This is a genomic window from Salicibibacter cibi (assembly GCF_016495865.1).
Classification (GTDB): domain Bacteria; phylum Bacillota; class Bacilli; order Bacillales; family Marinococcaceae; genus Salicibibacter; species Salicibibacter cibi.
In genome coordinates, this window is record NZ_CP054706.1 from 3,211,196 (window position 1) to 3,223,565 (window position 12,370).

15 protein-coding genes are annotated in these 12,370 nt (G+C 45.4%); 2 read left to right on the forward strand and 13 right to left on the reverse strand.

Annotated elements, in window-relative coordinates:
* Window positions 1–48: 48 nt before the first annotated feature.
* Window positions 49–825, forward strand: a complete 777-nt coding sequence (locus tag HUG20_RS15925) for an ABC transporter ATP-binding protein (protein ID WP_200085675.1) — start codon at window positions 49–51, stop codon at window positions 823–825.
* Window positions 806–1,609: an ABC transporter permease gene (locus tag HUG20_RS15930; protein WP_200085676.1), complete on the forward strand. Its 804-nt coding sequence runs from the start codon at window positions 806–808 to the stop codon at window positions 1,607–1,609. The genes HUG20_RS15925 and HUG20_RS15930 overlap by 20 nt, the downstream gene beginning before the upstream one ends.
* 112 nt (window positions 1,610–1,721) lie before the next feature.
* Here the strand turns inward: HUG20_RS15930 and ytkD are convergent, their stop codons facing one another.
* The 13 genes from ytkD to HUG20_RS15995 all read right to left on the reverse strand — a co-directional run bounded on the left by ytkD (window position 1,722) and on the right by HUG20_RS15995 (window position 12,293).
* Window positions 1,722–2,192 carry an RNA deprotection pyrophosphohydrolase gene (gene ytkD, locus HUG20_RS15935; protein WP_200090550.1) on the reverse strand — a complete coding sequence of 157 codons (471 nt, stop codon included), beginning with the start codon at window positions 2,190–2,192 and terminating at the stop codon, window positions 1,722–1,724.
* Between the two features lie 39 nt (window positions 2,193–2,231).
* The gene (locus HUG20_RS15940; protein WP_200085677.1) at window positions 2,232–2,729 is read right to left on the reverse strand and encodes a YwpF family protein; all 498 of its coding nucleotides are present in this window, start codon (window positions 2,727–2,729) and stop codon (window positions 2,232–2,234) included.
* A 15-nt stretch (window positions 2,730–2,744) separates the two neighbouring features.
* Entirely contained in the window at window positions 2,745–2,918 is a 174-nt protein-coding gene (locus HUG20_RS15945; RefSeq protein WP_200085678.1) for a hypothetical protein, read from the reverse strand.
* Window positions 2,919–3,080: 162 nt separating this feature from the next.
* Entirely contained in the window at window positions 3,081–4,256 is a 1,176-nt protein-coding gene (locus tag HUG20_RS15950) for a MalY/PatB family protein (RefSeq protein ID WP_200085679.1), read from the reverse strand.
* A 196-nt stretch (window positions 4,257–4,452) separates the two neighbouring features.
* Entirely contained in the window at window positions 4,453–4,590 is a 138-nt protein-coding gene (locus tag HUG20_RS15955) for a hypothetical protein (RefSeq protein WP_200085680.1), read from the reverse strand.
* 144 nt (window positions 4,591–4,734) lie between these two features.
* On the reverse strand, window positions 4,735–6,003 hold the full coding sequence (locus HUG20_RS15960; protein ID WP_200085681.1) for an ABC transporter permease: 1,269 nt from the start codon (window positions 6,001–6,003) through the stop codon (window positions 4,735–4,737).
* On the reverse strand, window positions 5,996–6,898 hold the full coding sequence (locus tag HUG20_RS15965) for an ABC transporter ATP-binding protein (RefSeq protein WP_200085682.1): 903 nt from the start codon (window positions 6,896–6,898) through the stop codon (window positions 5,996–5,998). The genes HUG20_RS15960 and HUG20_RS15965 overlap by 8 nt, the downstream gene beginning before the upstream one ends.
* Window positions 6,899–6,923: 25 nt before the next feature.
* Complete coding sequence (locus tag HUG20_RS15970; protein ID WP_200085683.1) at window positions 6,924–8,180, reverse strand: serine hydrolase; 1,257 nt, start codon at window positions 8,178–8,180, stop codon at window positions 6,924–6,926.
* 3 nt (window positions 8,181–8,183) lie between these two features.
* Window positions 8,184–9,062, reverse strand: a complete 879-nt coding sequence (locus HUG20_RS15975) for an ATP-binding cassette domain-containing protein (RefSeq protein ID WP_200085684.1) — start codon at window positions 9,060–9,062, stop codon at window positions 8,184–8,186.
* Window positions 9,063–9,066: 4 nt separating this feature from the next.
* Window positions 9,067–9,450: a GntR family transcriptional regulator gene (locus tag HUG20_RS15980; protein ID WP_200085685.1), complete on the reverse strand. Its 384-nt coding sequence runs from the start codon at window positions 9,448–9,450 to the stop codon at window positions 9,067–9,069.
* A complete protein-coding gene (locus HUG20_RS15985) occupies window positions 9,425–10,180 on the reverse strand; it encodes a hypothetical protein (RefSeq protein ID WP_200085686.1) in 756 nt (251 codons plus the stop codon). The genes HUG20_RS15980 and HUG20_RS15985 overlap by 26 nt, the downstream gene beginning before the upstream one ends.
* Before the next feature lie 5 nt (window positions 10,181–10,185).
* Entirely contained in the window at window positions 10,186–10,932 is a 747-nt protein-coding gene (locus HUG20_RS15990) for a hypothetical protein (RefSeq protein WP_200085687.1), read from the reverse strand.
* A 137-nt stretch (window positions 10,933–11,069) separates the two neighbouring features.
* Window positions 11,070–12,293, reverse strand: a complete 1,224-nt coding sequence (locus HUG20_RS15995) for a NupC/NupG family nucleoside CNT transporter (protein WP_200085688.1) — start codon at window positions 12,291–12,293, stop codon at window positions 11,070–11,072.
* Window positions 12,294–12,370: the final 77 nt, after the last annotated feature.

Sequence of the window (12,370 nt, forward strand, 5' to 3'; positions counted from 1 at the left end):
AACTGTACGCAACCATCATGCGCTAGCAAGAAGGAGGCAAGATGACGTATGGCGCTTTTGGCATTGAGAGATGTGGAAAAACATTTTTTTTCTCGTGAAAACGTCCTTGAGGCGATACGAAACGTTAGTTTGGAAGTGAATACAGGGGAATTTCTCTCCATTATTGGTCCGAGTGGTTGCGGAAAAACAACCATTCTATCCATGATTGCAGGGTTGATGGAACAGTCGGAAGGGGAAATTCTTCTCCAAGATGCCCCGATAACGAACACAAATACCGATGTTGGCTATATGTTGCAGCAGGATTATCTTTTTCCTTGGTTAACGATCGGCCAAAACATAGACATCGCGCTCACGATTACGAAAATGAAAAATCAACAAAATCAGGTCTATACACGTGATTTGCTCGATCAAATGGGGCTGGCGGACCGGGAACATGATATGCCCGCCGCCCTTTCCGGAGGAATGAGGCAAAGGGTTGCGCTCGTTCGAACACTTGCCGCCAAGCCCTCATTGCTACTTTTGGATGAACCTTTTTCAGCATTGGATTTTCAAACGAAACTTAAATTGGAAGACTTGATTCACGAAACATTAAAGGAAAAAAGAAAAACGGCATTACTCGTAACCCATGACATCAGTGAGGCGATTGCCATGTCCGATCGGATTATTCTCCTGACGAATCGGCCTGCTACCATTAAAAAAATCTTTATGATGCCGGAAGAGCTTAAAATTTTGTCGCCTCTTGAAGCACGTCAACATCCAACGTTCCAGGATTGGTTCCAATTGATCTGGAAGGAGTTGGAAAACCTTGAGTCCGAAATTGAATGAACAACATGCACAGTTTCGTTCGCGGTTAAAACGAGAGCAATTATTCGTTCACATCAGTCAGATCGTAATATTAGCCGCGTTCTTCTCTTTGTGGGAATTGGCGAGCCGATTGCAATGGATCGACCCCTTGATCTTTAGTTCACCCAGCAGTGTATGGAACCTTTTCGTCGATATGTTGGCAAATAACACGCTGTATGTACACATCGGCATCACCGTACTGGAAACGATCCTCGGCTTTTTGATCGGAACGTTCGGCGGCATATTGATTGCAGCCTTTCTATGGTGGTCCCCTTTTATGTCGCGCGTATTGGATCCGTATATTGTCGTTTTGAACGCGACGCCCAAAGTTGCCCTCGGACCGATGCTCATCGTTATTTTCGGTGCAAGCATGACATCCGTCATTGCAATGGGCGTTCTCATCTCGATTATCGTTACAACCCTTGTCATCTACGGCGCGTTTAAAGAAACAGACGAAAATCTGGTTAAAGTCATTGATACGTTTGGTGCCAACAAACTGCAACGGTTTCGGTATGTCATTGTACCCGCTTCCTACCCCGCAATGGTATCAGCCTTAAAGGTAAACGTCGGGCTTGCGTGGGTCGGGGTGATTGTCGGGGAATACCTTGTATCCAATGAAGGCCTTGGGTATATGATCATCTATGGCTTCCAAGTATTTAATTTTGATATGGTCATGTTAAGCCTTGTTCTCGTTGCAATCCTCGCCACGATCATGTATCAGCTTGTGGCAATGTTGGAAAAATTCTTGATGAGAAACCGAAATTAAAATCATCCATTGCACATATGGATGATTTTTTTCTTACACTTTAAAAATGTTTAATTTTGGGAAAGGAATAAGGTGTGTCGTGAACTCGCCCCTACATCGGTAGCCTCCATACTTATAAAAGATAATTTTCTACGTATTCTTTAGCCAATTTCCATACGTTATCTTTCATGATGAAGCTGAAATCCCGGTTATTTTCCAATTTTTCAGGGAGGCTTTCCAGCAACGAAGGGCCCTTCGTTTCCATATATCCTTTTTTTGTTTGTAAGTATGCGATGTCAGCAAAATATACATTTTTCACGACCGTGTCAGAGCGCCCACGTACTTCGTATTGGCCTAGATAGTGAAGATTATTAATCCGAGCTCCTGTTTCTTCCCACACTTCCCGAATGGCAGCACCTTCTGGCACTTCCCCTTTTTCCACTTTCCCACCGGGAAATTCCAATCCACGACGTGGATGCTTGGTAAGCAGCCACTGATTTTCGTATCTGCACAGCACCAACACATGCCATGGTTGCTCTGAAAAAGGTTCACGGCGAAAAGAGAGACTGACCTCATTTCCATAATAATCTGCGAATGTGTGTATCATGTTTTATAGCCTCTGCTTTCATTTCCGCCACTTTATTCAGGCATGATCAAGGGGCGAAGACCCCTGTGTACGATATTGTTTATATAACGATCGAGCTAAATGCCGGGACCAGCTCCCCCGATCTTGTTTGCGTTTTTTAAACTCTGTAAGCAGCTCTTCTCCTGAATAACCGTCTTCAATTAACGTCTCCAGAATGTAATTAAAGACTTCCTCTTTCTTTAAGGCCATTTTCCCGTCGATTAAAATCGAATAACGATCTGTCAGCGAACGGATAGATCGCACACGACCAACCATCGTTGCCGGATCATTTTGCGTGTGTGAGATGAGTACCTCCATCACCACTTCACAATCTTCCTCTGATAATTGCTGAAAGGTAGCAACCCCCGATTCTGCCACTACCGCTTCAACTAACCACCAGCCGCTTTCCTCGCGGTTAATGACGAGCCCTTCTTGTAATCTGACTGGTTCTTCTTCCGGTTCTTCTTTATCTTTTTCCAATAGTAAATGTAAACCGCGCAGGCGAAACGTTTTCATAGGCGCCTCCATGTTTCAAACAAAAGATTCCGTCCTTGCAACACTGTTTTCGGTAGCATTCATCATTGCTTTCGTGGTGTTTTGCTCACCAATCCAATAAAGAAACTTAATCTCTTCATCCGTAAGCGGTCGGTATAAAGACGCTTGAAATTCTTCTACTAGTTCTTCACTAAACTTTTCTTCCATCATAAGACAATTCTCCTTTGCCAATGTGGAGCTGTCCCTCACCGATGCGTAGCTAGTCTCTCTTTTATACTAGCCTATTCACACACTTCTATACAAATGCTTAAATTCCTCTTTTTTTGTAAAAAAATATGGGATTTCAGTAGAAAAATTTCAAAATACAAGGATCTAATCGTTCATTTTTTTATCATATGCTGTCTTCAATCGATTCATCCCTTCAACAACATGTTCGCGGGGACACGCAACATTCATTCGGGCAAATCCGCTGCCGGCTTTTCCGAATGTATGGCCGTCATTCAACGCGATTTTGCCTTCTTTTCTAAGCCAATTCTGCAAATCGTCTTGCGTTAACTCCAGCTTTCGAAAATCAAGCCATAACAAATAAGTCGCTTCCGGTTTTACAAAACCAATGCTTGGCATTTCTGTTTGCAAACGTTCGTTTACATAGTCAACATTGCCTTGCACATAACTCAGAAGCTCTTCCAACCATGGCTCCCCATGCCGGTACGCCGCTTCGGCAGCCGCTGATGAATATGGATTTCCAATCCCCGTGAAATTTTGTTGCATTTGTTGCTCAAGTCTCTTCTGCATTTCCCCGTCATTGAAAATCACATAAGACAGCTGTAACGACGCAAGGTTAAATGTTTTGCTCGGAGCCATGCAAGTTGCTACCTGCAAGTCTTTCGCTGTTTCCAGCTTGGCGAACGGGGTATGGTTCCCTTGTAAAATCACGTCGGCGTGAATTTCATCAGAAACAACAGTGACGTCATAACGCGCGCACAATTCCGCGATCTTCGTCAGCTCTGATTCGGACCACACGCGCCCGACGGGGTTATGGGGATTGCAAAGAATGATCATTTTCGCACCGTTTTTCATGTGCGCTTCAAGATCGTCAAAATCAATTTCGTACTTGCCATCCGTTCCTTCGACCAACCGATTCTCAAGCAGCGTACGCCGATTGCTTCTCAGCAATGCAAAAAAAGGAAAATACACCGGCGTTTGAATGATGATGCCATCCCCTTCATCCGTATATGCATTGATTAAATGATGGATCGCAGGAACGACGCCCGGGGTAAAGGTCATCGCTTCCGGTTTAATGTCCCAGCCAAACCGTCGTGACGTCCAGTCTTGAATGGCCTGTCGCAACGAATGGGGCGGATGGTGATAGCCAAAAACACCGTGTCTGGTCACATCGTCCAATGCTTTCAAAACCGGTTCCGGGGCGCGAAAGTCCATATCCGCCACCCACATCGGCCATAGCTCGCTATCTTGGTACTTCGCTTCTAATTGATCCCATTTCATGGAGTTTGTATTTCTGCGTTCAATAATCTCATCGAAATTCACTAGGTCTCCTCCTTCTTATCCTACACATAACATCTTCTCCCATTGTACGATAAGACCCGGCGTGTTGAAAGTCGGAAGCATCCCTCATTTTCTATTTGCTTTGCATAAAAACCATGTTATAATTGAAACATAAGAAAAGACCGCAGATAACATCTGCGGTCCCAATAGAGCGAACCCCGATAAGAGGGGTGACGCCTTAGAGTAAAAATAACCCCTTAACGCCTGCTAAAGCATATGAGGGGTTATTTTTATTGTTTTTCTTGGACATGATAAACGCTACGAGCGCCCCAAATGAAATCATCAGGGACAAAACATAGAACGTACCAGTATTCATAAGCGCCACCCCCCTTCTTGGGAAGTATCCCAAAAGGGAACACAAGCAGCGCCACCCCTCATATGAAGCTCGCCTATTGTTCCTCTATTATACCATGAATGAAATAATAGGAAAGTCTAATAATAGGAATCTTCGATTTAAATCTTACCCCTGTTCATTTTTCTCTTTCCTCGACATCGTCACGGCTTGCTTGATGCCGTTTTTGAACGTGAATTTTCCATACATGAGCACGCCGCCTTTATAGATACGTGCAGCGAGAATGTTAAACAGGATCGCGCTTAGCAACAGAATGCCGATAATCAGCGCCACTTCCCACATTGGTACCGTTCCCACCCCAATTCTTAAGAATAAAAGCTGCGGTGCGAAGAACGGAATGTAGGACATCACTTGAATGAACGTCGTATCCGGTGTATTTAGACCGAAGATAGCGATGAAAAACGCGATCATGGCAACGATAACTAATGGTTGCAGGGCTTGGTTAACTTCCTCCGCCCGACTGACGAGCGCCCCAAGCATCGCTGCCAAACCTCCGTATAAAAAATACCCGAGAATGACAAACAACAAGGCGTATAACAAAAGAGACATATCAGGGGCTTCCCCTATGATTGATTGCAATAGCTCATCATCACTCATCGTAATCCCTATGCCAGCTGCAGCCGCAAGTGCGGCTAAACTAACGAGACCAACGACGCCAATCCCCACGAGCTTCCCTAACATTTGCGTGATGGGATTCACACTGGACACGATCAATTCCATGACACGAGAGGATTTCTCGGTGGCCACCTCAGTAGCAATCATCGTTCCAAAGGTGATGACGATAATGTAAATCGCAATGACCAATACATAGACCATCCAATAGGCTTGCATTTGCGATTCCTCGGTTTGCACTTCCCCATCCGGGGTAAGTGGCTGTTCATGAAAAGAAATCGGCGCATGAATCATTTCGAGTTCGTCTTCATCTAAATCGAGTTCGCTTGTGACGACGGTTTCTTTTACATTTTGCACATCTTGATTAACCTCTTGGCCAATCATAAAATCATTATCATCGCCGTAGAAATCAACGTTGAGATCGACCGCATCGCCACTTAACGCGAGTACATAATTGTATTCCTCGTTTTCCGCCGCTGCGATCGCGTCTTCTTCGTCGCCATCGGTATAGTTCACATACTCAAAAGATCCTTCTTCATAGCTTTCAAGCATGTCACCGACAACATCATCATCCGTCGTTTCATCGACGACCGCGATCTGTTCCGAGATGTCCTCCTCTTCATCATCTGCAAACACCGCTATAATTTGGCCCGCGTTCATCAATCCAATGATGAGAAGCACCATAATTAACGTTGACCACATGAATGCTTTCGATTTTATACGTCTGCTCACCGTATGCCCGACGGTAATCCAAAAGTTATTCATCTTCGTCATCCCCTGCCTTATCTACAAATATATCGTGCAAAGAAGGCTCCTCAACCTCAAACTTGCGAACAAACCCTTCCTGGGCAATCGTGTAAAAAAGATCTTCAGCCACTTGTTCGTTTTCCACTTTTACAGTCGCCCCATCTTTCGTATTATCCAGGCTTAAAACCCCGGGGTGATCGTCTAAGAACTGCAAATCATAGTCCGCTCGAATACTGATGTTTTTCATGCCGTACGATCGTTTAATCTCTTTCAAGTTGCCTTGAAGGACAGGCTCCCCACGTTTTAGCATAATAAGGTCTTCGCACAGCTCTTCCACGTTCCTCATCTGGTGGCTGGAAAAAACGATCGTCGTCCCTTTTGCCTGTAAATCTTGCACTGCATCACGCAACATATCCGTGTTCACCGGATCGAGACCGCTAAACGGTTCATCCAAAATTAAGAGCTCGGGATCGTGCAGCACGGCAGCGATAAATTGAATTTTTTGCTGATTGCCTTTCGATAGTTCTTCGATTTTCTGATTTTCATATTGTGGGACTTGAAATTTTTCCAGCCATTCGCGCATAACTTCTACGATATCCGGCTTTTTCATCCCTTTGAGCCTCATCAAATAAATCAACTGTTCTTTCACCGTCAGTTTCGGATATAAGCCTCTTTCTTCGGGGAGATAGCCAACCAAGTGTGTGCGTTTATAAGAAAGGCGCTTTCCGTCCCATGTCACAGAGCCGTTGGTCGGGTCGAGCAACCCTAAGATCATCCGAAAAGTCGTCGTTTTGCCCGCTCCATTCGCCCCGAGCATGCCTAACATGCTTCCTCTCTCTATCGTAAGAGATAAGCCATCCACAGCCTTGTGTTTGCCGAATTGTTTTTTTACATCGTTAATCATGAGTGTCATGGAATTCCTCCTTGGATTTAGTGAATCAATCAGCAATCGCTTCTATTGTCTCTTCGCGAAAAGTCTTATCTTCAAAAAATTGCTCGATAAAAATAGACAAGTTTCTCCCCAGTTTAAAACTTTGCCACCAACTGAGGTCATCGTTGAAAACCACCAGCTCCATGGCATTGCCATCCTCGGTTGTCGCATACATCGCCTGATTCAGGACAAAAGCCGTCGACCCACCTTTTTGTCCGAAAGATTCAACGCCTTCGATATCAGCCGTTCCCGCTTCCAATATGTCCATAAGGATGGCTGCCGCTTCTTCATTGGACCACTCGCCTGTCTGAATATCGTGTAGCCATTCCCCGTATGAAGCGGCTGTGGCTGCCGGCAAACGATCCGACCACATCCTCTGTTCATCCATTGAAAGCGTGAAATCCTCTTCACCGGCAGCAAACTCACCTTGAACGATCGCTTCATGGTACGTTTCAACTTGTGAACGATAGTCTTCCATCGATAGTGAAGCCGCTTCTTCTCCAATGTCTTCAAGCATGAGTAATGGACTTACGAGTGGATAGACGGGATCATGCTCCGTTACCCCCCATGTCTCAAGTCTTTCATTGATAGACTCGATACCGATGGTTTCAATTAAATAATCCGTGTTCGCGTTCGAACTAAAAACGATCATGCCCTCGACGACTTCTTGGAGGGATACGGTACCCTCGTTTTCGTTAACCAGTTGATCGAGCCAAAGTGGGTGCGCTCCGCCATCGGTATTTTCCATATGGAAACGTTCCAGGTCTTCCAGAGCTACCGCTTCGTCAGGATCGATTTCGCCTGTAGCAACTTCTTCTGCATAGGCAGCGGCAACCACGATTTTCACCGTACTCGCCAGCGGCCTTTGTTCATCAGCCTGACGATTCACAAGTACCTCGCCGTTCTCGGCAACATACATGGAAGAATTCTCGTCCTCGGACAAATGGTCAACGACGTACTGTGTATCTTCACGAAAGGCAAAATAAGCAAGGCTTCCTACAATTAGCGCGATGCTTCCAACTGAAATCAATCCCCATTTTGTGTACACAGACCTTTCCATAAAAATAATGCCAATAGCTACAATAAGTGCTCCTATAAACGGCGAGAGGATAAGATTGGTGATCGCAATCGATGCCACGAGGACGATCACTAACGTTCCGCTGGCCCGAAAATAATTCCACGTCGTTCGCTTATCCTTTTTCAAAAGCGGCAATGCATTAATAACGACAATAATCAAAAACACAAATGTGATAAATGACGGCATAGCTTACACTTCCGTCCTTTCGGACTCACGAAGCATGATCGGCAAGCTTTCATGCAGGCTTAAACTCGCACGCTTCACGATATGAACCCCTTGGTCTGCCAGCCATTTTTCCGTTGCCTCGGCATCACTCGTTAAAATCTGTGGCGGAGCTCCCTCAGCACTTACTTCTCGAATGCCGGGTGCCTCTTCAACTCCGGTAACGGGGCTCGCCAGCCAGATTCGCTTAAATTGTTGTGCGAGTATATCTTTCTCCATCGGCTCCCGTGTTTTTCCTTTTTTCATGATCGCAATATAGTCGGCGAGGCGCTGTACTTCATCCGCGATATGTGTTGCAAAAACGATGCTGCAATCAGGATTTTCCTCCATTTTATGGAGTAGCATTTTCTCTAACTGTGTCTGTCCTTCCATATCCAGGCCCGCAAACGGTTCATCGAGAAGCAAGAGCGATGTATCGCGGCTAAGCTGCAAAGCAAGGACCGCTTTCCGTTGTAAACCAACGGATAGTTGGCTGATCCTTTTTCGGAGGGGAAGATCAAACTGTCGCACGTAAGCTTGAAAATGATCATCTCTCCACGTGTCATCGTGCTTGGCGTGTAAATCACGCAGTTGTTGCAGGCGAAAAGGAAGCACTTCCGGGAACGTTTGCGGAACATAGCTGAGAGCAGCTTTTCCTGCAATGCTATGAATATTGTGCCCATGGATGTTCGTTTCGCCTTCTCCCGGATAATCGCCGCTCAACGCTTGAAACAGTGTCGTTTTCCCGGCACCGTTATTTCCGATTACCGCTGTAATAGTACCGGCGGGGATCTCTAGGTTGATGGGACCGAGCGTAAAATCATCCCCCATCTTTCTGACAATATTTTGGCACATCAGTGTCTGCATTTCTTTATTTCTCCTCTCTCAAAACGATGTTCAATAACCGCTGAATCTCTGTATCTGTATACTCATGTTGGCGGGCTGTTTTCACCGCTTGCCGGAGAGCGTCCTGCACCGCTTGCTCTTTTAAGATCGAGCGTTTCTCTCGCGTCACTTCCCGAACGAACGTCCCTTTGCCGCGGTACGTTTTAATATAGTCTTGCTGCTCTAGGTTTTGATACGCGCGCCGGGTTGTAATCACGCTGCAACCCAAATTACCGGCGAGAGCGCGAATGGACGGGAGGGCAGTGTCCGCCGGCAAGTAACCGGACACGATGAGTGCTTTCACTTGCTCTTCGATCTGGTGATAAATCGGCGTTTGCTCATCTTCATTGACCTCTATTGGAAGCACCATAGCCATCCCCCTTCCGGTTGATGCGTTTGCTACCCAGAAAAACGAAGACGAGAAGTGTTATAGAAACAATGATGATTGGGATGGCAACATTCCACCATACATCTGCTTCTTCGGCCAGATAAATTGAAAATGCCATAAACGTGCCATCAAAAGGAACAAGCCAAACCCATACAACGAGATAGATTAATAAATAGAGGAAAAGGATAGAATACGCTCCGCTATAAAGGTGGACTCTTTTTCGATAATATATCCCAATCTCTTCGAGTGCCGTGTATGTCGGTATAAAAGCAATCGCGGCCCAAAAAGCAAGAAAGCTGTAAAAAGCAGAATCAGTAAACGTGAACGGGAACACGTTTGTCAATAGTGCTGCAAGACAAATGCCCAGCGTCATAATAACTGGCGCTTGCACACCCTTCACAAGCATTCTGCTATAAAATAAACGCTTCTCCGGGATAGGGAGCCGACTAGCATACGTATAGTAAGGACTCGACCATTTCGATGTCGACAACTCTTCCGATCTAAAGCCCCAGAGATGTAGATTACCTAGCGTTAGGAAAGCATATAGGAAGGAGATCTCAACAAACCCTTTGGCAACATTCCATCCTGGATCCATACTTCCCATTACATATATGAATCCAGCGTAAAGCACGCAGATCATCAACCTAAGAACATGACCGCGCACATTCGTTTGTTTCCATTCAAACAACGCTAACCGAAATGTGTCCTTCACATCTTTCACCTCCCATTCCTTTGTTTTCGTATCTTTTGTCTCCCTGAATATTCAAAGATCACTAACGTTACGATTACAATGGCACCGGCGATGGCCAACATCACTGTGGGATGAGCTTCCGAATAGTCAATCGTAAAACGCATAATCGTTCCGTTATAGGGAACCAACCAAACCCAAATAACAAGATAGAGAACCAAAAACCCGATCATCCATGCCGCTGCTTTCAGGTTCATTTTCGTATTCTCTTTCATGTTGTACCCAATTTCATTGATCGCGTTCATCGTGGAAATCATGGCAACAGCGATCCAAAAAGCCACGAAACTTATAAATGGTTGATCTCCGAATGAAAACGGAAATGGTTCAGGGACAAAGATGACCGCCAACGAAACCATTGCCAACATGAGCACGGTTAGATAGACGGCTTTTACGAGCAAACGACTGCGAAATAAGGACAATTCCGAAACCGGCAATCGCCTCATATAGCGATAAAAAGGTGTCGAAAGTATGTCATCGTTCATCTTCGTTAGATTAAACGGCTCACCGCTAAACTGGGACATGCCGAGCCAAAGGATAATCGCTAAAATAAACCAAAAGTCCAATCCCAGGACTATTCCTTCACCTTCTCCCAATCCCGCGACAAAGGCTAAGAGAATGGCGTAACATATCAAGACAAAAAGCGCGCTAACCACACCCCGAACGCTCACACTTTTCCATTCAGACCAAGCCAATCGGAAAACATCTCTTATCATCATGAACACCTCTTCAACTGTTCATCTGTTTATATCTATATATACAGTATAACACCCTGTGTCATTTTGCAACTGTTTTTTTTACAAAAAAACACACGCCCACCTTCGGACGTGTGAATCGTTTGCAGTCGTCTTTTTTTCTAAAGGATCAGCATGCCGGCAATCGCGCCGTTCATCAAATTTCCGAGAATCGCTGCAATCAACGCTCGCGGACCGTACTGGGCAATTTCCTGCCGACGTTCCGGCACAAGCGCGCCGAGACCACCGATCATAATCGCAATCGTACCGATATTGGCAAACCCACTTAGGGCAAAAGTTGCAATTGCAATCGTTCTCGGATCCGTAATCGCCCCGGCTTCCATCGCTTCAATGAGCGTCCCAAACCCGACGAACTCGTTAATAATCGTTTTCTCCGCGATCATCTGGCCGACTAACATCGCTTGTTCCCAAGGCACACCGATTAAGAAGGCCAATGGAGAAAAGACAAAACCGAATATGGTAGCGATAGTCAAATCTTGACTGATGAGCCCCAATCCTATATCGAATAATTCCACAAGCGATACGAAGGCAAGCACCATTGCACCAACGTTTAAAGCCAACCGCAACCCATCGGTTGTCCCTCTTGCCGCTGCATCAATCACATTTCTTGTGTCTTTGTCTTTTTCAAGTTTAACATCATCCGTCGTCTTGCTGTGTTCTGATTCGGGAATGACCATTTTAGCCATGACAAGCCCAGCCGGGGCTGCCATAAAACTCGCAACGATCAAGTAATCCACCGGTGCCCCCATGGCGACTAGGCCTCCGAGGACGGATCCGGCAACAGTCCCTAATCCAACAGTCATCACCGTAAAAAATTCCGAACGTGTCATTTGATTCAAATAAGGTTTAATCGTAAGCGGAGACTCCGTAATCCCAACGAAGATATTCGCTGTTGCCGCAATGGATTCCACTTTACTCGTCCCTAAGACTTTTGAAATGATACCGCCCAGAATTTTAATCAACCAAGGCATAAACCCTATATAGAACAGGACACCCATTAAAGCAGCGAAGAAAATAATGACAGATAAAACATGAATGAAAAACGTGTTGCCGTCGTTGAGCACCATTAAGTCTTCCCCGAACAAAAAGTCAATCCCTGCATCTGCAGCGCCTAAAATTCCGGTTACAAATTGACTTAACACAGCCAGCACTTCCTCACCTACACCCCATCCGAGGAAAAGCAAACCGATGGCAACTTGAATTGCCAACGCACCTAAAACAGTCCTCACATTAATATTCTTACGGTCCACCGAAAGCAATAAAGCGAGCCCTAACAATACAACTATTGCGATAAGCCCCCATGCAATGTTGCCCAATAGCTCCATATCTCACGCCTCCACTTGTGCATTTTTTGATTCATTAAAAATTAGTGCTTGCATAAACAATTAGGTTTAACGTTAGA